Annotated in this window: 40 protein-coding genes and 1 rRNA gene; 33 read left to right on the plus strand and 8 right to left on the minus strand. The window is 39.9% G+C overall.

The window, feature by feature from the left end:
- Positions 1-43: 43 nt before the first annotated feature.
- From rrf to mscL, 7 genes are all read left to right on the plus strand, one after another.
- A 5S ribosomal RNA gene (gene rrf, locus DPV85_RS08800) occupies positions 44-159 on the plus strand.
- 123 nt (positions 160-282) lie between these two features.
- On the plus strand, positions 283-792 hold the full coding sequence (gene def, locus DPV85_RS08805) for a peptide deformylase (protein ID WP_111327761.1): 510 nt from the start codon (positions 283-285) through the stop codon (positions 790-792).
- A 59-nt stretch (positions 793-851) separates the two neighbouring features.
- A complete protein-coding gene (fmt, locus tag DPV85_RS08810) occupies positions 852-1,808 on the plus strand; it encodes a methionyl-tRNA formyltransferase (protein ID WP_111327762.1) in 957 nt (318 codons plus the stop codon).
- Complete coding sequence (rsmB, locus tag DPV85_RS08815) at positions 1,808-3,145, plus strand: 16S rRNA (cytosine(967)-C(5))-methyltransferase RsmB (RefSeq protein ID WP_111327763.1); 1,338 nt, start codon at positions 1,808-1,810, stop codon at positions 3,143-3,145. The genes fmt and rsmB overlap by 1 nt, the downstream gene beginning before the upstream one ends.
- Positions 3,146-3,961 (plus strand): glycosyltransferase family A protein, encoded by an 816-nt coding sequence (locus DPV85_RS08820; protein WP_111327764.1) that lies wholly within the window; start codon positions 3,146-3,148, stop codon positions 3,959-3,961.
- The gene (gene trkA, locus DPV85_RS08825) at positions 3,958-5,334 is read left to right on the plus strand and encodes a Trk system potassium transporter TrkA (RefSeq protein WP_111327765.1); all 1,377 of its coding nucleotides are present in this window, start codon (positions 3,958-3,960) and stop codon (positions 5,332-5,334) included. Before DPV85_RS08820 ends, trkA begins: the two co-directional genes overlap by 4 nt.
- Before the next feature lie 78 nt (positions 5,335-5,412).
- A complete protein-coding gene (mscL, locus tag DPV85_RS08830; RefSeq protein WP_049364681.1) occupies positions 5,413-5,799 on the plus strand; it encodes a large-conductance mechanosensitive channel protein MscL in 387 nt (128 codons plus the stop codon).
- Positions 5,800-5,857: 58 nt separating this feature from the next.
- Here mscL and ispF read toward each other — a convergent pair whose 3' ends face one another.
- Genes ispF through ftsB form a run of 3 tightly spaced genes read right to left on the minus strand, consistent with a single transcriptional unit; the run spans position 5,858 to position 7,292 of the window.
- Positions 5,858-6,334, minus strand: coding sequence for a 2-C-methyl-D-erythritol 2,4-cyclodiphosphate synthase (gene ispF / locus DPV85_RS08835; protein ID WP_111327766.1), 477 nt, complete (start codon positions 6,332-6,334; stop codon positions 5,858-5,860).
- The gene (gene ispD / locus DPV85_RS08840) at positions 6,331-7,014 is read right to left on the minus strand and encodes a 2-C-methyl-D-erythritol 4-phosphate cytidylyltransferase (protein WP_111327767.1); all 684 of its coding nucleotides are present in this window, start codon (positions 7,012-7,014) and stop codon (positions 6,331-6,333) included. Before ispD ends, ispF begins: the two co-directional genes overlap by 4 nt.
- Positions 7,014-7,292: a cell division protein FtsB gene (gene ftsB, locus DPV85_RS08845; RefSeq protein ID WP_014064556.1), complete on the minus strand. Its 279-nt coding sequence runs from the start codon at positions 7,290-7,292 to the stop codon at positions 7,014-7,016. The genes ispD and ftsB overlap by 1 nt, the downstream gene beginning before the upstream one ends.
- Before the next feature lie 248 nt (positions 7,293-7,540).
- Between ftsB and DPV85_RS08850 the strand changes: the two genes are divergently transcribed.
- Positions 7,541-8,359, plus strand: a complete 819-nt coding sequence (locus DPV85_RS08850) for a 5'-nucleotidase, lipoprotein e(P4) family (RefSeq protein WP_049368061.1) — start codon at positions 7,541-7,543, stop codon at positions 8,357-8,359.
- A gap of 67 nt (positions 8,360-8,426) precedes the next feature.
- Here the strand turns inward: DPV85_RS08850 and fabR are convergent, their stop codons facing one another.
- Together fabR and oxyR are read right to left on the minus strand one after the other, a co-directional pair.
- Positions 8,427-9,050 (minus strand): HTH-type transcriptional repressor FabR, encoded by a 624-nt coding sequence (gene fabR / locus DPV85_RS08855; RefSeq protein ID WP_014064558.1) that lies wholly within the window; start codon positions 9,048-9,050, stop codon positions 8,427-8,429.
- A 25-nt stretch (positions 9,051-9,075) separates the two neighbouring features.
- Complete coding sequence (oxyR, locus tag DPV85_RS08860) at positions 9,076-9,981, minus strand: DNA-binding transcriptional regulator OxyR (protein ID WP_111327768.1); 906 nt, start codon at positions 9,979-9,981, stop codon at positions 9,076-9,078.
- 131 nt (positions 9,982-10,112) lie between these two features.
- On the opposite strand from oxyR, the gene pgdx reads away from it, so the two are divergent.
- Entirely contained in the window at positions 10,113-10,838 is a 726-nt protein-coding gene (gene pgdx / locus DPV85_RS08865; RefSeq protein ID WP_005695068.1) for a hybrid peroxiredoxin PGdx, read from the plus strand.
- Between the two features lie 101 nt (positions 10,839-10,939).
- Here pgdx and DPV85_RS08870 read toward each other — a convergent pair whose 3' ends face one another.
- Complete coding sequence (locus tag DPV85_RS08870) at positions 10,940-11,257, minus strand: DUF5389 domain-containing protein (RefSeq protein ID WP_049381414.1); 318 nt, start codon at positions 11,255-11,257, stop codon at positions 10,940-10,942.
- Between the two features lie 50 nt (positions 11,258-11,307).
- Between DPV85_RS08870 and DPV85_RS08875 the strand changes: the two genes are divergently transcribed.
- Positions 11,308-11,934 (plus strand): rhomboid family intramembrane serine protease, encoded by a 627-nt coding sequence (locus DPV85_RS08875; protein ID WP_111327769.1) that lies wholly within the window; start codon positions 11,308-11,310, stop codon positions 11,932-11,934.
- A gap of 21 nt (positions 11,935-11,955) precedes the next feature.
- Positions 11,956-12,711, plus strand: a complete 756-nt coding sequence (locus tag DPV85_RS08880; protein ID WP_049373094.1) for a DeoR/GlpR family transcriptional regulator — start codon at positions 11,956-11,958, stop codon at positions 12,709-12,711.
- A gap of 422 nt (positions 12,712-13,133) precedes the next feature.
- Here the strand turns inward: DPV85_RS08880 and trmL are convergent, their stop codons facing one another.
- Both trmL and rsmD read right to left on the minus strand, forming a co-directional pair.
- Entirely contained in the window at positions 13,134-13,610 is a 477-nt protein-coding gene (gene trmL, locus DPV85_RS08885; protein WP_054418431.1) for a tRNA (uridine(34)/cytosine(34)/5-carboxymethylaminomethyluridine(34)-2'-O)-methyltransferase TrmL, read from the minus strand.
- A gap of 9 nt (positions 13,611-13,619) precedes the next feature.
- On the minus strand, positions 13,620-14,204 hold the full coding sequence (rsmD, locus tag DPV85_RS08890; RefSeq protein ID WP_070592723.1) for a 16S rRNA (guanine(966)-N(2))-methyltransferase RsmD: 585 nt from the start codon (positions 14,202-14,204) through the stop codon (positions 13,620-13,622).
- Between the two features lie 98 nt (positions 14,205-14,302).
- Between rsmD and ftsY the strand changes: the two genes are divergently transcribed.
- The 22 genes from ftsY to rpsE all read left to right on the plus strand — a co-directional run bounded on the left by ftsY (position 14,303) and on the right by rpsE (position 26,321).
- Complete coding sequence (gene ftsY, locus DPV85_RS08895; protein ID WP_111327770.1) at positions 14,303-15,760, plus strand: signal recognition particle-docking protein FtsY; 1,458 nt, start codon at positions 14,303-14,305, stop codon at positions 15,758-15,760.
- A 14-nt stretch (positions 15,761-15,774) separates the two neighbouring features.
- Positions 15,775-16,431 (plus strand): cell division ATP-binding protein FtsE, encoded by a 657-nt coding sequence (gene ftsE, locus DPV85_RS08900; protein ID WP_070592721.1) that lies wholly within the window; start codon positions 15,775-15,777, stop codon positions 16,429-16,431.
- A 9-nt stretch (positions 16,432-16,440) separates the two neighbouring features.
- A complete protein-coding gene (gene ftsX, locus DPV85_RS08905; protein WP_070592719.1) occupies positions 16,441-17,373 on the plus strand; it encodes a permease-like cell division protein FtsX in 933 nt (310 codons plus the stop codon).
- A 330-nt stretch (positions 17,374-17,703) separates the two neighbouring features.
- A complete protein-coding gene (gene rpsJ, locus DPV85_RS08910) occupies positions 17,704-18,015 on the plus strand; it encodes a 30S ribosomal protein S10 (RefSeq protein WP_001181005.1) in 312 nt (103 codons plus the stop codon).
- Between the two features lie 16 nt (positions 18,016-18,031).
- The gene (gene rplC / locus DPV85_RS08915) at positions 18,032-18,658 is read left to right on the plus strand and encodes a 50S ribosomal protein L3 (protein ID WP_005632753.1); all 627 of its coding nucleotides are present in this window, start codon (positions 18,032-18,034) and stop codon (positions 18,656-18,658) included.
- Between the two features lie 15 nt (positions 18,659-18,673).
- Positions 18,674-19,276 (plus strand): 50S ribosomal protein L4, encoded by a 603-nt coding sequence (rplD, locus tag DPV85_RS08920; RefSeq protein WP_005695085.1) that lies wholly within the window; start codon positions 18,674-18,676, stop codon positions 19,274-19,276.
- On the plus strand, positions 19,273-19,572 hold the full coding sequence (gene rplW, locus DPV85_RS08925; RefSeq protein ID WP_005632756.1) for a 50S ribosomal protein L23: 300 nt from the start codon (positions 19,273-19,275) through the stop codon (positions 19,570-19,572). The genes rplD and rplW overlap by 4 nt, the downstream gene beginning before the upstream one ends.
- 17 nt (positions 19,573-19,589) lie before the next feature.
- Positions 19,590-20,411: a 50S ribosomal protein L2 gene (gene rplB, locus DPV85_RS08930; protein ID WP_014064570.1), complete on the plus strand. Its 822-nt coding sequence runs from the start codon at positions 19,590-19,592 to the stop codon at positions 20,409-20,411.
- A 24-nt stretch (positions 20,412-20,435) separates the two neighbouring features.
- The gene (rpsS, locus tag DPV85_RS08935) at positions 20,436-20,711 is read left to right on the plus strand and encodes a 30S ribosomal protein S19 (RefSeq protein ID WP_005539416.1); all 276 of its coding nucleotides are present in this window, start codon (positions 20,436-20,438) and stop codon (positions 20,709-20,711) included.
- Positions 20,712-20,722: 11 nt separating this feature from the next.
- Complete coding sequence (gene rplV / locus DPV85_RS08940; RefSeq protein ID WP_005625897.1) at positions 20,723-21,055, plus strand: 50S ribosomal protein L22; 333 nt, start codon at positions 20,723-20,725, stop codon at positions 21,053-21,055.
- A 17-nt stretch (positions 21,056-21,072) separates the two neighbouring features.
- Positions 21,073-21,780: a 30S ribosomal protein S3 gene (gene rpsC / locus DPV85_RS08945; RefSeq protein ID WP_005640982.1), complete on the plus strand. Its 708-nt coding sequence runs from the start codon at positions 21,073-21,075 to the stop codon at positions 21,778-21,780.
- A 13-nt stretch (positions 21,781-21,793) separates the two neighbouring features.
- Positions 21,794-22,204, plus strand: a complete 411-nt coding sequence (gene rplP, locus DPV85_RS08950; protein ID WP_005695088.1) for a 50S ribosomal protein L16 — start codon at positions 21,794-21,796, stop codon at positions 22,202-22,204.
- On the plus strand, positions 22,204-22,395 hold the full coding sequence (gene rpmC / locus DPV85_RS08955) for a 50S ribosomal protein L29 (RefSeq protein ID WP_014064571.1): 192 nt from the start codon (positions 22,204-22,206) through the stop codon (positions 22,393-22,395). The genes rplP and rpmC overlap by 1 nt, the downstream gene beginning before the upstream one ends.
- Positions 22,395-22,652, plus strand: coding sequence for a 30S ribosomal protein S17 (rpsQ, locus tag DPV85_RS08960; protein ID WP_005695091.1), 258 nt, complete (start codon positions 22,395-22,397; stop codon positions 22,650-22,652). Before rpmC ends, rpsQ begins: the two co-directional genes overlap by 1 nt.
- A gap of 238 nt (positions 22,653-22,890) precedes the next feature.
- The gene (gene rplN / locus DPV85_RS08965; RefSeq protein ID WP_005619403.1) at positions 22,891-23,262 is read left to right on the plus strand and encodes a 50S ribosomal protein L14; all 372 of its coding nucleotides are present in this window, start codon (positions 22,891-22,893) and stop codon (positions 23,260-23,262) included.
- Positions 23,263-23,275: 13 nt separating this feature from the next.
- A complete protein-coding gene (gene rplX / locus DPV85_RS08970; protein ID WP_005695092.1) occupies positions 23,276-23,587 on the plus strand; it encodes a 50S ribosomal protein L24 in 312 nt (103 codons plus the stop codon).
- A gap of 17 nt (positions 23,588-23,604) precedes the next feature.
- Positions 23,605-24,144, plus strand: coding sequence for a 50S ribosomal protein L5 (gene rplE / locus DPV85_RS08975; protein WP_018356926.1), 540 nt, complete (start codon positions 23,605-23,607; stop codon positions 24,142-24,144).
- Positions 24,145-24,155: 11 nt separating this feature from the next.
- Complete coding sequence (gene rpsN / locus DPV85_RS08980) at positions 24,156-24,461, plus strand: 30S ribosomal protein S14 (RefSeq protein WP_007242504.1); 306 nt, start codon at positions 24,156-24,158, stop codon at positions 24,459-24,461.
- A 36-nt stretch (positions 24,462-24,497) separates the two neighbouring features.
- Positions 24,498-24,890, plus strand: a complete 393-nt coding sequence (rpsH, locus tag DPV85_RS08985) for a 30S ribosomal protein S8 (protein ID WP_005625877.1) — start codon at positions 24,498-24,500, stop codon at positions 24,888-24,890.
- Positions 24,891-24,905: 15 nt separating this feature from the next.
- A complete protein-coding gene (gene rplF, locus DPV85_RS08990; protein WP_070592717.1) occupies positions 24,906-25,439 on the plus strand; it encodes a 50S ribosomal protein L6 in 534 nt (177 codons plus the stop codon).
- 13 nt (positions 25,440-25,452) lie between these two features.
- Positions 25,453-25,806, plus strand: coding sequence for a 50S ribosomal protein L18 (gene rplR / locus DPV85_RS08995; protein WP_005695097.1), 354 nt, complete (start codon positions 25,453-25,455; stop codon positions 25,804-25,806).
- Positions 25,807-25,820: 14 nt separating this feature from the next.
- Positions 25,821-26,321: a 30S ribosomal protein S5 gene (gene rpsE, locus DPV85_RS09000; RefSeq protein ID WP_005695098.1), complete on the plus strand. Its 501-nt coding sequence runs from the start codon at positions 25,821-25,823 to the stop codon at positions 26,319-26,321.
- The last annotated feature ends 3 nt before the right edge of the window (positions 26,322-26,324 follow it).

Below are 26,324 nucleotides of genomic sequence, written 5' to 3' on the forward strand. Positions count from 1 at the left end.
ATAGCGGAGCAGAGAGAAATAGAAAAGTTATTAAAGGAATAATCCTGGCGGCGATAGAGCGGTGGTCCCACCTGACCCCATACCGAACTCAGAAGTGAAACGCCGATGCGCCGATGGTAGTGTGGGGTTTCCCCATGTGAGAGTAGGACACCGCCAGGTACTGAATGTGAACCCCGAGCTAAATGGCTTGGGGTTTTTTGTTTATGGAATTTTCAATATTTTAGCAAAGCGTTGATTCTATGATACAATCACCGCTGTAATTTTAATAAAACAAGAGAAAATATGACCGCACTTAATGTATTAATTTATCCAGATGATCACCTAAAGATTGTTTGTGAGCCAGTTGCTGAAGTCAATAATGACATTCGCAAAATTGTAGATGATATGTTTGATACGATGTACCAAGAAGAAGGCATTGGTCTTGCCGCTCCACAGGTAGATATCTTGCAGCGTATTATTACGATTGATATTGAAGGTGACAAACAAAATCAATTAGTGTTGATTAATCCAGAAATTTTGGCTTCTGAAGGTGAAACAGGCATTGAAGAAGGTTGTTTATCTATTCCTGGATTCCGTGCTTTAGTGCCTCGTAAAGAAAAAGTCACGGTAAAAGCGCTAGATCGTCATGGAAAAGAATTTACGCTTGATGCAGATGGTTTATTAGCAATCTGTATTCAACATGAGATCGATCATTTGAACGGTATTTTATTTGTAGATTATCTTTCACCGTTGAAACGTCAACGTATCAAAGAAAAATTAGTGAAATATAAAAAACAAATTGCAAAACAATAATCAAAAGTGCGGTATAAAATGACCGCACTTTTCCTATCAACGCCATAACGTAGAACATTATGAAACCATTGAATATCATCTTTGCCGGTACGCCGGACTTCGCAGCACAGCATCTTGCTGCACTCTTAAATTCACATCACAATATTATTGCTGTTTATACGCAGCCAGATAAACCGGCTGGTCGAGGTAAAAAATTACAGGCGAGTCCTGTAAAGCAATTAGCTGAACAGCATCAAATTCCTGTTTATCAACCAAAATCCTTACGTAAAGAAGACGCACAAGCAGAGCTTAAAGCGTTAAATGCTGATGTAATGGTTGTTGTAGCTTATGGTTTGATTTTACCTCAAGCAGTGTTGGATATGCCTCGTTTAGGTTGTTTAAATGTGCATGGTTCTCTGTTACCACGTTGGCGTGGCGCTGCACCTATTCAGCGATCTATTTGGGCAGGTGATCAACAAACTGGTGTGACGATTATGCAGATGGATGCAGGCTTAGATACTGGCGATATGTTACACAAAGTGTATTGCGATATTGATGCACAAGAAACCTCAACCTCGCTTTACCATAAATTAGCTGAAATTGCGCCAACTGCATTGATTGATGTTTTGGATCATTTGGAAGAAGGGAAATTCATTGCAGAAAAACAAGATGATAGCCAAAGTAACTATGCAGAGAAACTTTCCAAAGAAGAGGCTAAATTAGATTGGTCGCTATCGGCAGCCCAGCTTGAACGCAATATTCGCGCGTTTAATCCTTGGCCGATTAGTTTCCTACAATTAACTGATGAGCAGGGTAATGAACAAACCTTAAAAGTTTATGCTGCAGCCGTGTTGCCACATGTAGATAAACCAGCTGGGACGATTTTAAGTGTCGATAAAAAAGGTATCCAAATTGCCACGAAAGAAGGCGTTTTAAATTTATTGCAACTTCAGCCCGCAGGCAAGAAACCTATGTCTGTGCAAGACTTCCTCAATGGTCGAGCAGATTGGTTCCTGGTTGGTAAGGTTCTAAACTAATGGTATTTCAACGAAAAAAAACGGAAAAATCGACCGCACTTTCGGTACGCGCTATTGCTGCTCAAGTGATTTTACAGGTTTTAGATCAAGGTAAGTCCTTATCAACGTTGCTTCCTGAAGTGCAATCGCAGGTAAAACCACAGGATTTACCTTTATTACAGGAAATCACCTTTGGTATTTGTCGCGTATTGCCTCGTTTAGAAAATATTATAAAAAAACTATTAGATAAGCCATTGAAGGGGAAAACCCGCATCGTGCACTGCTTGCTATTGGTGGGATTGTACCAATTACTTTATATGCGCGTGCCCGCTCATGCGGCGGTAGATGAAGTGGTGAACGCCACAAAATCATTAAAATCAGATAGTTTCCGTGGTTTGGTTAATGGTGTACTGCGTCGCTTCTTACGGGAACAAGAAGATATTCTTGCTGTAGTAGATAAACATTGGCAAACGCTTCATCCCGAATGGTTTGTGAATAAACTCAAAAAATCTTATCCAAATTGGCGTGACATTATTGATGCAAATAACCAAAAACCACCAATGTGGTTACGGGTCAATCAACAGCAAAATAACACAAAAACTTACCGCACTTTGTTGGAAGAGCAAGAGATAGTGGCATTTGAATGTGATAATCCACATGCTTTGCGTTTAGCTCAACCGCTTTCTGTCTCGAAACTACCGAATTTTGAACAAGGTGTAGTGACAGTTCAGGATCTCAATGCGCAATGGTCAGCTTTATTGCTTGAACCGCAGAATGATGAATTAATTTTAGATGCTTGCGCGGCGCCAGGTGGGAAAACTACGCATATTTTAGAAATGGCACCACAAGCGAAAGTAATTGCGCTTGATGTCGAGGCTCATCGCTTAAAACGCGTCGAAGAAAACCTTGCTCGTTTGAATCAACAAGCGATAGTTGTTTGTGGCGATGCGACCGAGCCAGAGAAGTGGCTTGCGGAAATAGGTTTAAGTGGAGCATCTTTTGATCGTATTTTATTAGATGCACCTTGTTCGGCAACAGGCGTGATTCGTCGTCATCCAGATATTAAATGGCTACGTCAAGAAACGGATATTGCCCAATTGGTAGCCTTGCAAGGACAAATTCTAAAAGCGCTTTGGGCAAAATTGAAACCTAATGGTATTTTGCTTTATGCGACTTGCTCGGTGCTTCCTGATGAGAATAGTCAGCAAATACAGCATTTTTTAGCTGAAACACCCGATGCAGAATTAATGCCATTGCCGTTTGAACAAACGGAAAATACGATTGGAATCCAATTCTTGCCACAAGAGAATGGCGGGGATGGTTTCTATTATGCAAAATTGAGAAAACGGTCAGCTTAAATGAATTTGCCTTTAATTGATGTCATCATTCCCTGCTATAACACTGAACACACGCTTGTTCGTGCAGTAGAGTCTGTGTTGCAGCAAAATAATCTTGGTCACCTTTGGCTGATTGATGATGCATCGACAGATAATACATTTGCATTAGCCTTACAGCTTGCAAAACAATATCCAGACAGAATTTCTGTCGAGCAAATGCCGAAAAATAGTGGTGTCGCAATGGCTCGAAATTGGGGCGCGATGCTCTCGGCTAAAAGTGAGGTTGATTTTGTCGCATTTTTAGATGCGGATGATGCATACGAACCTGGAGCATTAGAAGTGGCGGCGGCAACCTTTCATTTTCAGCTAGATACTTCGGTAGTGAGATTAGCATTAAAGCCGATAAATTTAGCCCAACGTTATGCGGAACACCCTAATTTTGATCAGGCATGGCAATATATGCGCATGACCTGCGGGGGAAATATCGTTTTTAATAAAGCTTTTTTCTTAGCATGCGGCGGATTTCCAACACATCAATTATTTCGAGAGCTCGGCGGTGAAGATGGCGCTTTAGGCATTGCAACCACTAAAATGGCAAAAGTAGCGATATTATTTGAAGATGTTGGTGTTCTGCATTTTTGTCGTGAAGGTATGCATGCAGAACGTTTACTCGATGGGCTGTTATTTGGTAAACAAGATCCAGCGATTACAGCCGAAAAAATGGCAGAAGCTGAACAAGTAACAACGACCATTTGTCGCCGTATTGAGGCATTAAAGTGCGGTCTAAATTCAGCTGAAATTGGCATCCGACCTTTGGTTGTGGAGAGAACAGAATGAAAATAATCATCTTAGGTGCAGGGCAAGTAGGCACAACACTTGCGGCAAATTTAGTGAGTGAAGATAACGACATTACACTGGTAGATAATGAATCTCAACATCTGCAGAATTTACAAGATAAGCATGATTTACGCGTCGTTAAAGGTTCCCCTTCTTCCCCTAAGGTTTTGCGTGATGCAGGAGCCGCTGATGCAGACTTGATGGTTGCAGTAACAGCATCAGATGAAATCAATATGATTGCTTGCCAGTTGGGATATACCCTTTTTAATACCCCAACACGTATTGCACGTATTCGTAATGCGGAATATTTGCGTGAGAAAGATAAATTATTTAATGATGAAAACGTACCAATTGATCATCTGATTTCACCAGAAAATTTAGTTACGGATGAGATTACACGTTTAATTGCTTATCCAGGCGCGTTGCAAGTGGCACATTTTGCCAATAATCGAATTAGCATTGTGGTTGTAAAAGCCTATTACGGTGGCCCATTAGTGGGTTATGCGCTATCTGCTTTTAAAGAGCATATGCCACACATTGATTGCCGAATCATTTCGATTTTACGTAATGATAGATTAATTCGTCCGCAAGGTTCGACCATTATTGAGGCGGGCGATGAAATTACCTTTATTTGTGCGACGGAACACATTAAAGCGGTGATGAGTGAGTTGCAACGCCTTGAGAAAACCTACAAACGTATCATGATCGTTGGCAGCGGGAATATTGCCTCAGGTGTGGCAAAACAGTTAGAAGATAAGTATCAAGTAAAACTCATTGAGCGCGATGGAGAAAAAGCGAAAGTTTTAGCTGAAAGACTCTCTAAAACCCTGGTTTTCCATGGTGATGCTTCTGACCAAAATTTACTTTTTGAAGAGCATATTGAGAGCGTCGATGTCTTTTTATCTCTAAGTGCAGATGATGAAGCCAATATTATGTCGGCGTTACTGGCAAAACGCCTAGGGGCTAAAAAAGCCATGGTGCTTATTCAACGCATGGCGTATATCAATTTGATTCAAGGCGGAACCATTGATATTGCGGTTTCACCACAACAAGCAACAATCTCAGCTTTATTAGGACATGTACGTAAAGGGGATATCAAAAATGTGACCTCTTTGCGTCATGGTACTGCGGAAGCCATTGAACTAGTTGTGCATGGCGATGCGACAACATCCAATGTGGTTGGAAGACAAATTGGCGATATTAAGCTGCCAGTAGGGGCGATGATTGCGGCAATTTTACGTAAAAATGAAGTAATCATTGCTCGTCGTCAGGTTGCTATTGAAGAAGGGGATAATGTGATTGTTTATATTAATGACAAGAAATCCGTGTCAGAAATTGAAAAATTATTTCAACCAAGTGCATTTTTTATTTAAATAACAGTTTACTTTTTAATCTGAAAACCTATAATACGCACTCTTTTAATTTTTTAAACCAACACAAAAGGAAATTTTATGAGCTTTCTTAAAGAATTCCGCGAATTCGCAATGCGCGGCAACGTAGTAGATATGGCAGTCGGTGTGATCATCGGTGGTGCTTTTGGTAAAATCGTAAGTTCACTTGTCGGTGACGTAGTAATGCCTGTATTAGGTATTTTAACTGGTGGCGTGGATTTCAAAGATTTGAAAATCACGTTAGCTCAAGCTGTAGGTGAAACCCCAGCAGTAACCTTAAACTACGGTGTATTTATTCAAAACGTCTTTGATTTCATCATCATTGCATTCGCAATCTTCATGATGATCAAAGGTATCAACAAAGTGAAAAAACCAGTAGAAGAAGTAAAAGGTCCTTCACAAGAAGAATTACTTACTGAAATTCGCGATTTATTAAAAAAACAATAAGAATTTAATCCAAATAAAAAAGGTTGGTATTTTACCAACCTTTTCTTTTACCTAAAATTTAAGCTTTTAATAATAATGCGACGGCCTCGCAAGCGATGCCTTCACTTCGGCCTGTAAAGCCAAGTTTTTCTGTTGTAGTTGCCTTCACATTGACTTGCTCAATATCACAATGTAAATCTTCCGCAATCTTCGCTCGCATTGCATCGATATGAGGACGCATTTTAGGGGCTTGAGCAATAATGGTCACATCCACATTGCCGATCTTATAGCCTTTTTCTTGTACTTGGCGGAATGCTTCTCGTAATAAAACACGGCTATCTGCATTTTTATATTGCATATCGGTATCAGGGAAGAGTTTACCAATATCCCCTAATGCTGCCGCACCTAATAAGGCATCCGTTAAGGCATGTAAGGCAACATCCCCATCAGAATGGGCAATAAACCCAGTGTGGTAAGGCACTTCAATGCCACCAATAATTAAAGGGCGGTCTTCACCAAAGGCATGAACATCAAACCCATGTCCAATTCGTATCATAGTGTTTTCCTTGTTAAATAAAATTCGGCTAAAGCTAAATCTTCTGGACGTGTAACTTTAATATTATCACTTCGTCCTGCAACTAAGTGCGGTTGAAATCCGGCAAGTTCCATCGCAGAGGCTTCATCTGTAATATTGGCGCCTTGAGAAAGCCCCTGTTTAAGTGCATTTCTTAATAGATCGCAACGGAAAAATTGAGGCGTCTGAGCAAGCCAAAGTTCAGTTCGATCTTCTGTTTTAATAATATCTTGTTGTTTATTTGCGCGTTTAATTGTATCGACCGCTGGAATAGCTAAAATAGCACCTTGCTCATCATCGATTTGGAGCAATTTATCTAAATCTTGATGTGTTAAACAAGGTCTGGCTGCATCATGCACCAATACCCAAGCTTGGTCATTTTTGATCGCATTTAGTCCATTTAGAACTGACTCAGCGCGTGTTTCACCACCTTCAACGAGGGTGATGTTTTGATGAGGGAATAAGGTAATTTCAGAAAGATAGGGATCATTTTTTCCCACCGCAAGGATAACGTGATTGATTGCAGGGTGGGATAGAATGACTGAGAGCGTGTGTTCCAGAATCGTCTTGTCTAGGATTTTCAGATATTGCTTCGGTTTGTTTGCTTGCATACGACTTCCAACACCCGCAGCAGGAATGACGGCAATAATTTCGCGGTTCATTATTTATGCTCTTTGACGATGTGATAGAACACTTCGTTTGGTTTGACCATATCATGGCTCATGCGTGCACGCTCTTCAATAGATTCAAAGCCTTTTGTTAATCCTTGAATTTCGGCGGAAATCATTTGATTTCTTTGTGAGAGCTTTTCATTTTCAGCTTTATTCTCTTTGATTTGAGCTTCGACATCTTTGTAGTCAAAATAGCCGTTTTTACCAAACCAAAGATCGTACTGAAATAGCACGAGAATACCCACTAAAATTCCAATGAAAAGACGCATAAATTACCTATTATTTCTGAAAACTTGAGATAGTTTACCGTGAAATACAGCGAAATGCGATGAAAAAGTGCGGTTAAAAATAAGATGATTTTGAAATGATTTCATTGTGCTTGTTGGATAACTTAAAAATAAAAATGTGATCTATCTCACAAATTAGTTATAAAGTTTGATAAACCCATAGTCACTGCCCAAATAGGCTTGTTATACTTTTGCCTGTCATTATGACTTTTTAACAGAAGGAACAATCAATGAAAACAACATTAAAACTTACCGCTATTGCAGCGATGTCAGCATTTATTTTAACGGGTTGCGCGACTCAAAATAAAAGTGCAGAAGCGGATGCACAGCTTCAACAACAAGCGGTATTAGGTCTTAACTGGATTCAACAATCAGGTGAATACCAAGCCCTTTCTTACCAAGCATACAATGCGGCAAAAGTTGCATTTGATCACGCTAAAGTGAAAAAAGGTAAGAAAAAAGCCGTTGTGGTGGATTTAGATGAAACCATGCTAGATAACAGCCCTTATGCAGGTTGGCAAGTTCAAAATAATAAACCATTTGATGGCAAAGATTGGACTCGTTGGGTAGAAGCTCGTCAATCAGGTGTTGTACCAGGTGCAGTAGAATTCAATAACTATGTAAATACCCACGGTGGTAAAATGTTCTACGTTTCTAATCGTAAAGAAAGCAATGAAAAAGCAGGTACGATTGATGACATGAAACGTTTAGGTTTTAATGGTGTTGAAGACTCAGCGTTTTACTTGAAAAAAGATAAATCACCAAAAGCAGCACGTTTTGAAGAAATTGAAAAACAAGGCTATGAAATCGTCGTTTATGTGGGTGATAACCTCGATGACTTCGGTGATGCGATCTACGGTAAACAAAATGCAGAACGTCGTGATTTTGTTGCACAAAACAAAGCAAAATTTGGTAAAACATTCATCGTTTTACCTAACCCGAACTACGGCGGTTTTGAAGGTGGTTTAGCGAAAGATTACTTCAAAGGTGATTCAAGCAGCAAAGTGAAAGCGCGCTTAGATGCGATTAAAGCTTGGGATGGTAAATAATTCCCTTTTTTAGATAAAGCAACACCCGCAGAGATGCGGGTGTTTTGTTTTAGTGGAAAAGTGCGGTCTATTTTCGCATCATTTTTTCTTTATGGGCGGCGAAGTCACCACCTTTAGCAAGCATGCGAAGCTGTAAGATAACGCGTTCTTTTAACAAATCTTGTTCAGCTTTGGTCATATCTAAGGCATTAGAGCCCGCCGTGAATACGATGGTTACCATGCCTTCTGCTTGTACATAAGAGACATATTGAGAGTAGTGATTTTTCTTCGCAATGTACTCAGCTAATTCATCGACAAAGTGTTTGATTTCACGGGCCGCTGCGGTACGGAACGCTTGAGAGGTTCCCGAACTTTCACGTAAAAGCAAACGGAACACGTTGGTGCTGTGAGTGATAAATTCAAAAAAGGTTTCAACAGAAACACGGATGACACTGCCGCCGGCATCAATGCGTTTACGCGCTTGGCGCATTAATTGGCGAAGCGTTAAGCCAGCCTCATCAACCATTTCTAATCCGAGCTCATCCATATCGCTAAAGTGGCGATAGAAAGAAGTTGGTGCAATACCCGCTTCTCGTGCAACTTCACGTAAGCTTAAATTAGAAAAGCTTTTTTCTGCACTCAACTGATTGAACGCTGCGTCAATTAAGGCTCGACGGGTTTTTTCTTTTTGAATTGCTCGAACGCCTGCCATTTGGTTTTCCTCAGTCTATGATGAATTATTTTTTATTCGCTAAAATCGATTTAACTTGTTCGCTGATTGCATTTGCAACGCGTTCGTAACGATTACGTAACGGTGAACCTGGGCGGTAAACAAGCGCAATAGTACGAGACGGTTCTGGCGAATGGCAAGGAATATATTTTACGCCTTTACGTGTGCCTTCATTTAATACAGCAAGTTCTGGCATAAAGGTAATACCTGCATTAGCTGCCACCATATTGCGTAAAGTTTCTAGACTCGTCGCTTGGAAGTGCGAGTCTTCTTTCGCACCTGCTGTAAAACAATAATCCAGTGCTTGATTACGTAAGCAGTGCCCATCATCTAACATGAGCATTTCTTGCCCTTTTAGGGTATTCATGGCAATTTTGCTTTCTGAAGCCCATGGATGCTCTTCTGAAACAGCGAGTAACATTTTTTCATCAAAAATGGGTACTTCGATAAAGGCTTCTGTTTCGGGTACACGAGCCACAATTGCGCAATCTAAGCGACCTGTTTCTAATTGCTCTAATAGTTGATGCGTTTGAGCTTCGTAAAGAAAAACTTCTAAATCTGGGAAAGTTTCTTTTAATGTTGGTACAATGTAAGGAAGTAGATAAGGGCCAACAGTAGGGATGAGTCCAATGTGTAATGGACCGGTCATTTCTTTACCTTGATTGCTTGCCATTTCTTTAAGTAATTTTACTTCACGTAATACAGTGCGAGCTTGCTCAACAAGCAACATACCTGATTGTGTGAAAAGCACTTTACGGCTAGTACGTTCAAGTAAAATGATGCCTAACTCATCTTCGAGTTTGCGGATTTGACCACTTAAAGTCGGTTGGCTAACATTGCAAGAATCCGCTGCACGACGGAAGTGTTTGAATTCAGAAAGGGCAACTAAGTATTCTAAATCACGAATATTCATAGGGTTCTCACTTTATAGAATATGTCAATTAAAAGGATAGAATTAATTGATTGTAACTATATCACAAAACTTTCTATAATGCCTATCAAGTTTTTAAGGCAAATTCATTTAACTAACAGAGGAGACACATTATGTCTAATATGGAAGGAAAAAAAGTCCCACAAGTTACATTTCGTACTCGTCAAGGTGATCAATGGGTTGATGTGACTACATCTGAATTATTTGATAACAAAACAGTTGTTGTTTTCTCATTACCAGGTGCGTTCACGCCAACTTGTTCATCTTCTCACTTACCACGTTATAACGAGCTTGCGCCCGTTTTCAAACAACATGGTGTAGATGATATTTTAGTTGTATCAGTAAATGATACGTTTGTGATGAATGCGTGGAAAGAAGCTGAAGAAGCACATAACGTAAAATTCATTCCAGATGGTAACGGTACCTTCACTGAAGGTATGGGCATGTTAGTTGGAAAAGATGATTTAGGTTTTGGTAAACGTTCTTGGCGTTATTCTATGCTCGTGAAAAATGGCGTAGTGGAAAAAATGTTTATTGAACCAAATGAACCAGGCGATCCATTTAAAGTATCAGATGCAGATACCATGTTGAAATACATTGCACCAAATTACCAAGTGCAAGAATCAATCGCTATCTTCACAAAACCTGGTTGCCCATATTGTGCGAAAGCAAAACAACTTTTACGCGATAAAGGTTTAAGCTTTGAAGAAATCGTATTAGGTCACGATGCAACAATCGTGAGTGTACGTGCAGTTTCTGGTCGTTCAACTGTGCCACAAGTATTCATTGGTGGTAAACACATCGGCGGTAGCGACGATTTAGAAAAATACTTTGCATAATTGATTGCAGGTAGGAATTTTTTATATTTTTGATTATTAGGAACATAATTTAAAAGGGAGCGAAAGCTCCCTTTTTTGTTGTCTATTGTCTTGTTATGTTCTTAAGCGTTAAAACCAATGTAGCAAACTGAGATTAAAACGACATAAAAAACGACCGCACTTAACAGTAATAATTTTACGGCTAGTTTTGGTTTATGTTGATGCAATTTATAAAGTAAACGCGCAATTAAGACTAAAACAAAGGGATAAACCCAAAAGATAATAGAGAAAAGATCGATCTGAAAACCGCTCAGTGTAGGGTTTTTTACAAAAGCAGTAGAAAGCAGAGAGGCCATAGGCCACAGTAAAATGGGTAAACAAAATGCCGCAAGTCCCCAAGTGAAGCCACTAAATCCTGTCGGCATAGTTTGTTTTTTCATAATGAACCTTATATGATGAACAAAAATTAAATGAAAAAGGAATATAGCAAATGCAGCCTTTATTTGGTAGCGAAACTGATGGGATTCAAGAGAGAAAATTGGTGAAACGTCTATTAAGAAAGAAAAAAATTACGTTTATTTTGACCGCACTTTGCGCGTTGATTTATCTTTTGCAGAATATCGGATTTGAAGAGCCAATTATGGATTTATTCCATTATCCGGCTTATTCTTGGGAAGATCAGGAAGTATGGCGCTATTTCACTCATGCTATTGTTCATTTGTCGGTACCGCATATTTTATTTAATCTTTCGTGGTTTTGGTTATTCGGTGGCGCGATTGAACGCCGATTTGGTTCTCTCCATTTTTTATTATTAGTTTTAGTCTCTGCTGCAGTGAGTGGCGCTGTACAGAATTATTTTACCGGTCCCGCCTTTTTCGGGCTATCTGGTGTGGTTTATGCCGTGTTAGGTTATGTGTTGGTGGTGGACAAATTGCACCCGCATAGTTTTGACTTACCAGAAGGCTTTTTTACAATGTTACTGGTAGGGCTTGTATTTGGCTTTATTAGTCCGCTTTTTGGTATTAATATAGGGAACGCTGCTCATATTTCAGGCTTTATCTTAGGATTGGTTTGGGGATTTCTGCAGAGTAAAATTAATATTAAAAAGTTTAGCTAATTCAAATTTATAGGCATTTATATGAAACAATCATTACGCCATCAGAAAATTATTGAGCTTGTAAAGCTAAAAGGGTATGCCAGTACAGAAGAGCTGGTTATCGAACTGGAAGTCAGCCCACAGACCATTAGACGCGATCTTAATATCCTTGCAGAACAAGATTTAATTCGTCGTCATCATGGTGGCGCGGCACCTTCTTCTACCGCAGAAAATTCTGATTATATTGAACGTAAACAATTTTTCCCTTCCCAAAAAAGCGCCATTGCTCGTGAAGTGGCAAAACGTATTCCAAACGGTGCATCCTTATTTATTGATATTGGTACCACGCCTGAAGCTGTAGCAAGTGCTTTATTAAACCATGAACGGTTACGTATTGTGACGAATAATATCAATGCCGCTCATTTATTACGCCAAAATGAAACCTTTGATATTACGATGGCGGGCGGTTCCTTACGTAAGGATGGGGGGATTATTGGTGAGGCAACGGTTAATTTTATTTCGCAATTCCGTTTAGATTTTGGGATTCTCGGGATTAGTGCGATCGACCTTGATGGCTCATTATTAGATTATGATTATCATGAAGTTCAGGTGAAGCGAGCTATTATAGAAAGTTCGCGTCAAACATTGTTAGCAACCGACCATTCGAAATTCTCTCGACAAGCTATTGTACGGTTAGGTGAGCTTAAAGATGTGGATTATCTTTTCACCGATGATGTGCCAAAACAAATTGCAGATTATTTAGAAAATAGCAATACAAAGTTAGTGATTTGCAAATGATAGAAATAGGAAGTGCGGCCAAAATTGACCGCACTTTTTTTTGTAGGCATCCATGCTTAGCCACTGCTGTTTCGACCAATCCAAAATTAACCCCATTCATGCCAACATCCTTATTAATATGAGATAAGGCTAATTTTGCTGCATATTAAATTTTAGGGATAAAAACGGACGACAAATCATTCGACTGCCAATTCTTTATTTAGGACTACGGGGAAGGTTTGCTTGAAGAGTCAAGAAAGACAAGATCTTGATAGATCAAGTGGAGTACATCGAGATCCCTCTCTAAATGTAATTTATTTATACTGCTGTTTTTAAAAAAAGGGAATATTAAAATTACAAATCTGTGATCGAGATCACAATTTAAATGCAAAAAGCAAGCCACTTATTTTTGTTAGAAAATAAGCGGCTATTTTACAGATTTTTTATCGATTTAAATTCACAGCGCCTTCATAACCAAGTTGTCGCCACGCCTCATAAATCGTCACGGCTACCGAGTTAGATAAGTTCATGCTACGGCTATTTGCGGTCATAGGAATCCGGATTTTTTGCTCCATTGGCATGCTATCTAAAATAGACATCGGAATACCACGAGTTTCAGGGCCAAACATCAAGTAATCCCCTAATTCAAATTGTACTTCGCTATGTGCTGGGCCGCCTTTGGTTGTAAGTGCAAAAAGACGTTTCGGTTTTTCACTTTCTAAAAAGGCTTCAAAAGTTTTATGCTTTTTGATTTCGGCAAATTCATGATAATCCAGACCCGAGCGACGTAATTTTTTATCATCCCATGTAAAGCCAAGTGGCTCGATTAAATGAAGGCGAAAGCCAGTGTTCGCACAAAGACGAATAATATTTCCCGTATTTTGTGGAATTTCAGGTTCGTATAACACAATATCTAACATAATAATTTCCTAATCTTTTTGATACAGGCGATAACTCACCATGCCTGCGGTTTTCTCTTTCAGTAATTGCCAATTGTCAGGCACGCTAAGTGGTTTGTCTTTTTCTGTTTCAACATAAATCAATGTATGAGGTAAGAGCCAATTCTTTTCTTCTAAAAGTGCAATCGCTTGTTCTGCTAAACCAAAATGGAAAGGCGGATCTAAAAATACTACATCAAAGTGCGGTTGATTTTGCGCTTGTTTTAAAAATTCTAAACTATTTTGATTGATCACCTGAGCTTGTTCACTCGTTGTTTTTAGTGTGTGCAAATTTTTCTTTAATTGATTTGCTACATTTTTATCTAACTCTAAAAACGTCACCTGTTTCGCTTGGCGAGAAAGAGCTTCAAAACCAAGTGAGCCACTGCCTGCAAAGCAATCAAGACAATGGCTATCCACAATGTAAGGCATCAACCAGTTGAATAAGGTTTCTTTTACGCGATCGCCTGTTGGACGCAAACCTTCAGCATTTAAAACCGGTAATTTTCGTCCACGCCAAAGACCCGCGATGATTCGAACTTCGCCTTTGGCATTTTGAACTTGCATTTTTTTCATAAAGAAACAGATTTTTAGTGAAAATTGTGCTTAGTTTAGACGATTTTTTGCTAGAATAGGCAGTATTTTTTACAGATTTGTGTTTAAGAGAAGAATTTATGTCAGAAGAAAAGAAAAAAGGTGGATTTTGGGCCTCCCTTTTTGGTCGCAATAAAAAGCAAGAAGAACAAAAAATTGAGCCAATTATTGAAGAGCCATCTGTAGAACCTGTCGATGTTTCACCTGAGGAAGAAATTGTTCACGCTGAAGAGAACGTTCAATTAGAACAAGTTGAACAGGAAGAATTACAGGAATTAGCTGAACAACTGCAAGAAGATAAAGCAGAAGAGGTCGTTGTTGAGCATCTTGAACCTATCGTAGAACAAGTGATTTCACCTGAAAGTGCGGTCAATATTGAACCTGTTTTAGATACACCGGTGATTGAAACAATTGACGAAGAAACGGTGAAAACAGAAGAAATTTCAATCGCACTTCCTACAGAAGAGCCAGCAGAAAGCATTATTGAACCAGATAATGTCATTGAAGATCTTCCTGTGGTTGAAGCGGAGATTGAATCTGAAATTGTTGAAGATGTTAAAGACGAATTACGTTCAGATATCAATACCGAAACGCAAGAAAAACCAAGTGAAGGTGGCTTTTTCAGCCGTTTAGTTAAAGGCTTGCTCAAAACCAAACAAAATATTGGTGCGGGTTTCCGATCTTTCTTTTTAGGCAAAAAAATTGATGATGATTTGTTTGATGAGTTGGAAGAGCAGCTTTTGATTGCCGATATTGGCGTGCCAACAACCAATAAGATCATTAAGAATTTAACGGAGCACGCAAGTCGTAAACAATTACAAGATGCGGAATTACTTTACCAACAACTTAAAGTTGAAATGGCGGAGATCTTAAAACCTGTCGCGCAGCCGTTAGTTATTGATAGCACTAAAAAACCGTACGTTATTTTAATGGTTGGCGTAAATGGTGTAGGTAAAACAACCACAATTGGTAAGTTAGCTCGTAAATTCCAAAATGAAGGTAAATCAGTCATGTTAGCAGCAGGGGATACTTTCCGTGCCGCAGCAGTAGAACAACTTCAAGTATGGGGTGAGCGAAACAATATTCCGGTGGTGGCACAAAGTACGGGTTCAGATTCTGCGTCGGTGATTTTTGATGCAATGCAATCTGCCGCAGCACGTAACATTGATATTTTAATTGCGGATACGGCAGGACGTTTACAAAATAAAAATAATCTCATGGATGAATTGAAGAAAATTGTTCGTGTCATGAGAAAATACGATGAAACCGCACCGCACGAAATCATGCTTACCTTAGATGCGGGTACAGGGCAGAATGCCATTAGCCAAGCCAAACTCTTTAATGAGGCTGTTGGGTTAACAGGTATTACATTAACCAAATTAGATGGAACAGCAAAAGGTGGGGTAATTTTCGCCATTGCAGATCAGTTTAATTTACCAATTCGTTATATTGGTATGGGTGAAAAAATTGAAGATTTACGCGAATTTAATGCAGAAGAATTTATTGAAGCATTGTTTGTTCACGAAAATGAAGAATAAAAAGGAATAATAAAGTGATTCGATTTTCAAATGTCTCTAAAGCTTATCATGGTGCGACTCAGCCGGCCTTGCAGGGTTTGAATTTTCATCTGCCTGTCGGAAGTATGACTTATCTTGTTGGGCATTCTGGCGCGGGTAAAAGTACCTTGCTTAAATTAATCATGGGAATGGAAAAGGCGAATGCCGGTAATATTTGGTTTAATGGTCATGATATTACGCGTTTGTCTAAATATGAAATCCCATTTTTACGTCGTCAAATCGGTATGGTTCACCAAGATTATCGTTTATTAACGGATCGTAGCGTGGTAGAAAATGTGGCGCTGCCATTGATTATTGCTGGCATGAACCCGAAAGAAGCACATACACGTGCATTGGTTGCATTAGATCGTGTGGGCTTACGTAGTAAAGCGAATTATATGCCGCCACAAATCTCAGGTGGGGAACAACAACGTGTAGATATCGCACGCGCAATCGTACATAAACCGCAACTTTTATTAGCGGATGAGCCGACTGGCAACCTTGATGATGAACTTTCCTTAGGGATTTTTAATCTTTTTGAAGAGTTTAATCGTTTAGGCATGACAGTCTTAATTGCGACACACGATATCAATTTAATTCAACAAAAACCAAAACCATGTCTTGTACTTGAACAAGGCTATTTACGCTATTAAGGATAAAAAATGACAAGACGTATTGATGCTTCTTTTGGCGTGCAAACTGCCTATACCTTGCGTTCTGTTTTGGGCGATTTGGTAAAACGTAAATTTGGTACATTGCTAACAATTTTAGTCATTGCCGTGTCTTTAACGATTCCAACGGTGAGCTATTTGTTATGGAAAAATTTACATTTAGCGACGACTCAATTTTATCCGGAAAGCGAACTCACAATCTACTTACACAAAAATTTAAGTGAAGAAGATGCTAACTTAGTGGTGGAAAAAATCCGTCAACAAGAAGGCGTGGAATCTTTAAATTATGTTTCTCGCCAAGAAAGCTTAAAAGAATTCAAGAGTTGGTCTGGTTTTGGTGAAGAATTAGAGATTTTAGATGATAATCCATTACCGGCTGTCGTGATGGTGAAGCCGTCTAAAGACTTTAATGCATCTGAAAAACGAGCAGAATTACGTACCAATTTAAATAAAATTAAAGGGGTGCAAGAAGTTCGTTTAGATAACGATTGGATGGAAAAATTGACCGCACTTTCGTGGTTATTTGCGCATGTGGCAATTTTCTGTACGGTTTTGATGACTATTGCGGTGTTCCTTGTTATCGGAAATAGTATTCGCTCTGATGTCTATAGTAGTCGAGCAAGTATTGATGTGATGAAACTATTAGGTGCGACAGATCAATTCATTCTTCGTCCTTATCTTTATACCGGTATGATTTATGCGGTGTTGGGCGGATTGGTTGCAGCACTCTTTAGCAGTCTTATTGTCGGGTACTTTACTTCAGCGGTGAAATATGTAACGGATATCTTTGCGGTTACATTTGAGCTCAATGGATTAGGCGTAGGCGAGCTGATCTTCTTATTAGTCAGCTGCTTGATTATGGGCTATGTTGGCGCTTGGATTGCAGCAACAAGACATATTGCAATGTTAGATAACAAACTATAGATTTCATTTATATTAAAGTGCGGTCATTTTTTGTCGTGTTTTCATCTGAAAACATTCGGGAAAATGACCGCACTTTTTTGTATGTGGAAATTAATTGAACAAAAAGCTTGCATAATTAGGTGTTTTTGTGTAATATCCACGGGCTTTCAGATATTGAAAGCCGTTTAATGTAATCATTTATTAAACGAGTATTACGATATGTAATACTAACAATGTTTCCGATTTGGAGACTATATAACAGGTAACTTACACCTCCTTTTCTATTTTGAAGTTAGAATTGTGATTGGTGTTAGTTTTTTATTAGCTAAATTTTATTGGAGCTCTGGTCTAATGCAGAACCAAAGAATCCGTATCCGCTTAAAAGCTTTCGATCACCGTTTGATCGATCAATCTACTGCGGAGATCGTAGAAACAGCTAAACGTACTGGTGCACAAGTTCGTGGTCCAATCCCTTTACCAACTCGTAAAGAGCGTTTCACCGTGTTGATTTCTCCACACGTGAACAAAGACGCGCGTGATCAATACGAAATTCGTACACACAAACGTTTAGTAGATATCGTAGAGCCAACAGAAAAAACTGTTGATGCATTAATGCGTTTAGATTTGGCTGCCGGCGTGGACGTGCAGATCAGCCTAGGTTAATTAAGAGGTTATTACAATGATTGGTTTAGTCGGTCGTAAAGTTGGTATGACCCGTATCTTCAATGAAGACGGTGTTTCTGTACCAGTTACCGTTATCGAAATCGAAGCCAACCGCGTAACTCAAGTTAAAACTCTTGAAAACGATGGCTATACTGCAGTTCAAGTTACTACTGGTTCTAAAAAAGCGAATCGTGTAACTAAACCTGAAGCAGGTCATTTCGTGAAAGCAGGTGTTGAAGCTGGTCGCGGTTTATGGGAATTTCGTACTGAAGGTGAAGAATTCACTTTAGGTCAAGAAATCAATGTTGACATCTTTGCAGATGTTAAAAAAGTAGATGTTACTGGTACTTCTAAAGGTAAAGGTTTCCAAGGTGGTGTTAAACGTTGGAACTTCCGTACTCAAGATGCTACACACGGTAACTCTTTATCACATCGTGTACTTGGTTCTATTGGTCAAAACCAAACTCCAGGTCGTGTGTTTAAAGGTAAAAAAATGGCAGGACATTTAGGTGCTGAGCGTGTAACCGTTCAATCACTTGAAGTTGTTCGTGTAGATGCTGAGCGTAAATTGCTATTAGTAAAAGGTTCTGTACCTGGTGCTATCAATGGCGATGTTATCGTTAAGCCAGCAGTTAAAGCATAAGTCTAGGAGATAGAGATGGAATTACAAGTTGTAGGTGCAAACGCACTAACTGTTTCTGAAACTACCTTCGGACGTGAGTTTAACGAAGCTTTGATTCACCAAGTTGTTGTTGCTTATGCAGCAGGTGCTCGTCAAGGTACTCGTGCGCAAAAAACTCGTGCTGAAGTGTCTGGTTCAGGTAAAAAACCTTGGCGTCAAAAAGGTACAGGTCGTGCTCGTTCTGGTGATATCAAATCACCAATCTGGCGTTCTGGTGGTACAACCTTCGCGGCTAAACCACAAGATCACAGCCAAAAAGTGAACAAGAAAATGTACCGTGGTGCTATCAAAAGCATTCTTTCTGAATTAGTTCGTCAAGACCGTTTGGTTGTTGTTGAAAAATTCGAATTAGATGCACCAAAAACTAAAGTTTTAGTACAAAAATTAAAAGATTTAGCAGTTGAAGATGCGTTAATAATCACAGCAAGTTTAGATGAAAATCTATTCTTAGCGGCACGTAACTTATATAAAGTTGATGTACGTGATGTTCAAGGTATCGATCCAGTTAGCTTAATCGCTTTCGATAAAGTGATTGTTACTGTTGACGCTGTGAAACAAATTGAGGAGATCCTAGCATGAGTCAAGAACGTTTGCTAAGCGTGCTACGTGCACCGCACATCTCTGAAAAAGCAACTAACAATGCTGAAAAATCTAACACTGTTGTACTTAAAGTTGCTTTAGATGCGAACAAAGCTGAAATTGCTGCTGCTGTTGCTCAATTATTTGAAGTAAAAGTTGACTCAGTTCGTACTGTGGTTGTTAAAGGTAAAACTAAACGCCGTGGTAACAAAATGGGTCGTCGCAGCGACTGGAAAAAAGCTTATGTAACTTTAGCCGAAGGCCAAAACTTGGACTTCGTGGACAGTGCAGAGTAATCGGAGGAAATTAGAGAATGGCTATCGTTAAATGTAAGCCGACCTCCGCTGGTCGTCGTCACGTTGTTAAAATCGTGAACCCTGAATTACACAAGGGTAAACCTTACGCGCCTCTTCTAGATACTAAATCTAAAACTGGTGGTCGTAACAATTATGGTCGTATTACCACTCGCCACATCGGTGGTGGTCATAAACAACATTACCGTTTAATCGATTTCAAACGTAACAAGTTAGATATCCCAGCGGTTGTTGAACGTTTAGAATATGATCCAAACCGTTCAGCTAACATTGCTTTAGTGCTTTATAAAGATGGTGAACGCCGTTATATCTTAGCACCTAAAGGTTTGTCAGTTGGCGATCAAATCCAATCTGGCGTTAACTCACCTATTAAAGTAGGTAACTCATTACCAATGCGTAATATCCCAGTTGGTTCAACAGTACATAACGTTGAATTAAAACCAGGTAAAGGCGGTCAAATCGCTCGTTCTGCTGGTGCTTATGTACAAATCATCGCTCGTGAAGGCAACTACGTAACTTTACGTTTACGTTCAGGCGAAATGCGTAAAGTATTAGCTGAATGTGTTGCTACAATCGGTGAAGTTGGTAACTCAGAACATATGCTTCGCGTATTGGGTAAAGCTGGTGCTAATCGCTGGAGAGGCATTCGCCCTACAGTCCGTGGTACTGCAATGAACCCAGTAGATCACCCACACGGTGGTGGTGAAGGTCGTAACTTTGGTAAACACCCAGTAACTCCTTGGGGCGTTCAAACTAAAGGTAAGAAAACTCGTCACAACAAACGTACTGATAAATTCATCGTACGTCGTCGTGGCAAATAATTTAAATTAATAAGAGGATAAGCCATGCCACGTTCTCTCAAGAAAGGTCCTTTCCTTGACCTACACTTGTTGAAGAAGGTAGAGAAGGCGGTGGAAAGCGGGGATAAAAAACCAATCAAAACTTGGTCCCGTCGTTCAATGATCATTCCTTCAATGATCGGATTGACCATCGCAGTCCATAATGGTCGTCAGCACGTTCCTGTTTATGTATCTGATGAAATGATCGGCCATAAATTAGGTGAATTTGCACCGACTCGTACATACCGCGGTCACGCGGCAGATAAGAAAGCTAAGAAATAAGAGGTAAATAGATGGAAACTATCGCAAAACATCGTTACGCTCGCACTTCTGCCCAAAAAGCTCGCTTAGTTGCCGATTTAATTCGTGGTAAAAAAGTTGCGCAAGCATTAGAAATCTTAACTTTTACTAACAAAAAAGCTGCGGCTTTAGTGAAAAAAGTATTAGAGTCTGCTATTGCTAACGCAGAGCATAATGATGGTGCAGATATCGATGATCTTAAAGTTGCTAAAATCTTCGTTGACGAAGGTCCTAGCATGAAACGTGTTATGCCACGTGCTAAAGGTCGTGCAGATCGTATTTTAAAACGTACTAGCCACATCACTGTGGTTGTGTCAGATCGTTAATAAGTAGAGGAATAGCAATGGGTCAAAAAGTAAATCCAAATGGTATTCGCCTAGGTATTGTAAAACCTTGGAACTCTACTTGGTTCGCGAATACACAAGATTTCGCCGACAATCTTGACGGTGACTTCAAAGTACGCAAATTCTTAACTAAAGAATTAGCAAACGCTTCGGTTTCACGTATTACTATTGAGCGTCCAGCGAAAAGTATTCGTGTAACAATTCACACAGCTCGCCCTGGTATCGTTATCGGTAAAAAAGGTGAAGATGTTGAAAAATTACGTAACGCAGTATCTCAAATCGCTGGCGTTCCGGCTCAAATCAACATTGCTGAAGTGAAAAAACCGGAATTAGATGCAAAATTAGTTGCAGACAGCATCGCTTCTCAATTAGAACGTCGTGTAATGTTCCGTCGTGCTATGAAACGTGCGGTACAAAGCGCAATGCGTTTAGGTGCTAAAGGTATCAAAGTTGAAGTTAGCGGTCGTTTAGGTGGTGCAGAAATCGCACGTTCTGAATGGTATCGTGAAGGTCGTGTACCTCTACATACTCTTCGTGCGGACATCGATTATAACACTGCAGAAGCTCATACTACATACGGCGTAATTGGCGTTAAAGTATGGATCTTCAAAGGTGAAATTTTGGGTGGAATGGCTGCAGTTGCGCAATCAGAACAACAACCTGCCGACAAGCCTAAAAAGGCTCCGCGTGGCAAAGGTCGTAAGTAAGGAGAAACGCTAAATGTTGCAACCAAAACGTACAAAATTCCGTAAAGTTCACAAAGGTCGTAACCGTGGTATCGCGGGTGGTACTGAAGTTAGTTTCGGTACATTCGGGTTAAAAGCAGTTGGTCGTGGTCGTTTAACCGCTCGTCAAATTGAAGCGGCTCGTCGTGCAATGACACGTGCAGTTAAACGTCAAGGTAAAATCTGGATCCGTGTTTTCCCAGATAAACCAATTACTGAAAAACCATTAGAAGTCCGTATGGGTAAAGGTAAAGGTAACGTTGAGTACTGGGTAGCCTTAATCCAACCGGGTAAAGTACTTTATGAAATGGATGGTGTGTCTGAAGAGATCGCAAGACAAGCATTTGCATTAGCAGCTGCTAAATTGCCAATCAAGACTACCTTCGTAACTAAGACGGTGATGTAATGAAAGCTCAAGATTTACGTACAAAAAGTGTTGAAGAGCTGAATGATGAATTAGTGAACCTTTTAGGTGAACAATTCAAATTGCGTATGCAAACAGCCACCGGTCAGCTTCAACAAACCCATCAGGCTAAACAAGTGCGTCGTGATATCGCACGTGTTAAAACCATTTTAACTGAGAAGGCGGGTGAGTAATGACTGATAAAATTCGTAGCGTACAAGGTAAAGTTGTTAGCGACAAAATGGAAAAATCTTTCGTTGTTGCTATTGAACGTAAGGTAAAACACCCGTTATACGGTAAATTTATCCGTCGTACAACTAAATTACACGTACACGATGAGAACAACGAAGCCAAATTAGGTGATGTAGTAGAGATTCGCGAATGTCGCCCTCTCTCTAAAACTAAATCTTGGACTTTAGTTCGTGTTGTTGAGAAAGCAGTTATTGCTTAATTAACAAGTTAAAAATAAAAGCCAATGGTTTATACCGTTGGCTTTTTTCTTTCCAAAGTTTGCTAAAAAGTCATAAAAATTTGACCGCACTTTAAGCACTCTGATTTAAGCATAAAATTTTGATTGCGTTTATAGCTTGATTTTGGTAAACTCCGCCACCTATCCGCCATATATCTTTATAAGGCATGGATAGGTTCGTCCCGAAAGGGTGTATTATTAACTTAACGGAGCATAAAATATGATCCAAGAACAGACTATGCTGGATGTTGCCGATAACTCTGGTGCTCGCAGCGTAATGTGTATCAAGGTTCTAGGTGGATCGCACCGTCGTTATGCTGCTATTGGTGATATCATCAAAGTTACTGTGAAAGAAGCAATTCCACGCGGTAAAGTTAAAAAAGGTGATGTATTAAAAGCAGTTGTTGTGCGCACCAAGAAGGGTGTTCGTCGCCCAGACGGATCAGTCATTCGCTTCGATGGTAACGCTTGTGTAATTTTAAACAATAACACAGAGCAACCAATCGGTACTCGTATTTTTGGACCGGTGACTCGTGAACTTCGTTCTGAGAAATTCATGAAGATCATTTCTTTGGCACCAGAAGTACTGTAAGGAGAAGTGAGAAATGGCTGCAAAAATTCGTCAAAACGATGAAGTAATCGTACTTGCCGGTAAAGACAAAGGCAAGCGTGGCAAGGTAACTAAAGTGTTACCAAACGGTAAAGTGTTTGTTGAAGGTATCAACATCATCACTAAACATGAAAAACCAGTTCCTGCTTTAGGACAAGCTGGTGGTTTAGTGAAAAAAGAAGCAGCTATCGATGCTTCTAATGTTGCGATTTTCAATCCAAAAACAAACAAAGCTGACCGTGTAGGTTTTAGATTCGAAGACGGCAAAAAAGTACGTTTCTTCAAATCTAACAATGAAATTATCTAACAAACTGGAGTAATGCGATGGCGAAACTGCATGATTACTACAGAGATCAAGTAGTAAACGAGTTAAAAAATAAATTCGGCTACAAATCTGTCATGCAAGTCCCACGAATCGAAAAGATTACCCTGAATATGGGTGTGGGTGAAGCATTGACCGATAAGAAATTGCTAGACAACGCAGTAGCGGACTTAACAGCAATTAGCGGTCAAAAACCTTTAGTAACTAAAGCTCGTAAATCTGTTGCTGGCTTTAAAATCCGTCAGGGATATCCAATCGGTTGTAAAGTAACACTACGCGGTGAGCGTATGTGGGAGTTCTTTGAACGTTTAATTACAATTGCTGTTCCACGTATTCGTGACTTCCGCGGTTTAAGCGCGAAATCATTTGATGGTCGTGGTAACTACAGCATGGGTGTGCGTGAACAAATCATCTTCCCTGAAATCGATTACGATAAAGTAGATCGTGTACGTGGTTTAGATATCACTATCACAACTACTGCTAAGAATGATGAAGAAGGTCAAGCACTACTTGCTGCCTTTAATTTCCCATTCCGTAAATAAGGCAGGTTATAATGGCAAAACAATCAATGAAAGCACGCGATGTAAAACGCGTTAAATTGGCTGAAAAATTCTTCGCTAAACGTGCAGAATTAAAGAAAATCATTTCTGATGTCAATGCCTCTGACGAAGATCGTTGGAATGCAGTGTTAAAATTACAAACTTTACCACGCGATTCTAGCCCTAGTCGTCAACGTAACCGTTGCCGCCAAACTGGACGTCCTCACGGCGTTTTACGTAAGTTTGGTTTAAGCCGTATTAAGGTTCGTGAAGCTGCTATGCGCGGCGAGATCCCAGGCCTTAAAAAAGCGAGCTGGTAATATACCACTTTATTTTGGAATCGGAGAAAAAGTACAATGAGTATGCAAGATCCAATCGCAGATATGTTGACTCGTATTCGTAACGGTCAAGCTGCGAACAAAGTTGCAATCAATATGCCTTCTTCCAAGCTAAAAGTGGCAATTGCCAACGTATTAGCTGCTGAAGGTTATATCGAAAGCGTTAAAGTTTTAGAAGGTGCAAAACCTGAATTGGAAATTACTTTAAAATATTTCCAAGGCAAACCGGTTGTAGAAAGCATCCAACGTGTAAGCCGTCCTGGTCTTCGTATTTACAAACGTAAAGACGAATTACCAAAAGTTATGGGTGGTTTAGGTGTTGCTGTAATTTCTACATCTAAAGGTGTTATGACTGACCGTGCAGCTCGTCAAGCGGGCTTAGGCGGTGAGATCATCTGTTACGTAGCTTAATAGAGGGGTAGGAAAATGTCTCGTGTTGCAAAGGCACCTGTTAATATTCCTGCCGGCGTTGAAGTTAAACTCGACGGTCAGCTATTAACAGTAAAAGGTAAAAATGGCGAGTTATCTCGCGCAATTCATAACTCAGTTGAAGTTAAACAAGATAATGGTCAATTTACTTTCACTCCACGTGAAGGTTTTGTTGGAGCGAATGCTCAATCGGGTACAGCTCGTGCATTAGTTAATGCAATGGTTATCGGTGTTACTGAAGGCTTCACTAAGAAATTACAACTAGTGGGTGTTGGTTACAGAGCTCAAGTTAAAGGCAACGTAGTTGCATTAAGCTTAGGTTTCTCTCACCCTGTGGAGCACACTTTACCAGCAGGTATTACTGCTGAATGCCCTTCACAAACGGAAATCGTTTTAAAAGGTGCTGACAAGCAGTTAATTGGTCAAGTTGCAGCAGATATTCGCGCTTATCGCCGTCCTGAACCTTATAAAGGTAAAGGTGTACGTTACTCTGATGAAGTAGTACGTATGAAAGAGGCTAAGAAGAAATAATTAAGGTAACACTATGGATAAGAAATCAGCTCGTATCCGTCGTGCAGCTCGTGCACGTCATATGATGAGAGAGCAAGGTGTAACTCGTCTAGTTATTCACCGTACTCCGCGTCATATCTACGCACAAGTTATTGCACCAAACGGTTCAGAAGTGCTTGCCGCTGCTTCAACTGTTGAAAAAGCAATTCGTGAGCAAGTTAAATATACCGGTAATAAAGATGCCGCAGCAGTAGTAGGTAAACTTGTTGCTGAGCGCGCATTAGCAAAAGGCGTTAAAGACGTTGCTTTTGACCGTTCCGGTTTTAAATATCATGGTCGTGTCCAAACTTTAGCGGACGCTGCACGTGAAGCTGGTCTACAGTTCTAATGAGGTAAATTGAGATGTCAAACATCGAAAAACAAGCTGGTGAACTGCAAGAGAAGCTAATCGCAGTAAACCGTGTATCAAAAACTGTAAAAGGTGGTCGTATTATGAGCTTTACTGCTTTAACAGTAGTAGGCGATGGTAACGGTCGCGTAGGTTTTGGTTATGGTAAAGCTCGTGAAGTTCCGGCAGCGATCCAAAAAGCGATGGAAAAAGCACGTCGCAATATGATTAATGTCGCTTTAAATGAAGGTACATTACAACACCCAGTTAAAGGTGTTCACACTGGTTCTCGCGTATTCATGCAACCAGCTAGCGAAGGTACAGGTATCATCGCAGGTGGTGCAATGCGTTCAGTGTTAGAAGTTGCTGGTGTACGTAACGTTCTTTCTAAAGCGTATGGTTCAACCAACCCAATCAACGTTGTTCGTGCAACTATTGATGCATTAGCAAATATGAAATCACCAGAAATGGTTGCTGCTAAACGTGGCAAAACCGTTGATGAAATTTTGGGGTAATTG

The organism is Haemophilus parainfluenzae (genome assembly GCF_003252725.1).
In the GTDB taxonomy this organism is placed as follows: domain Bacteria; phylum Pseudomonadota; class Gammaproteobacteria; order Enterobacterales; family Pasteurellaceae; genus Haemophilus_D; species Haemophilus_D parainfluenzae_L.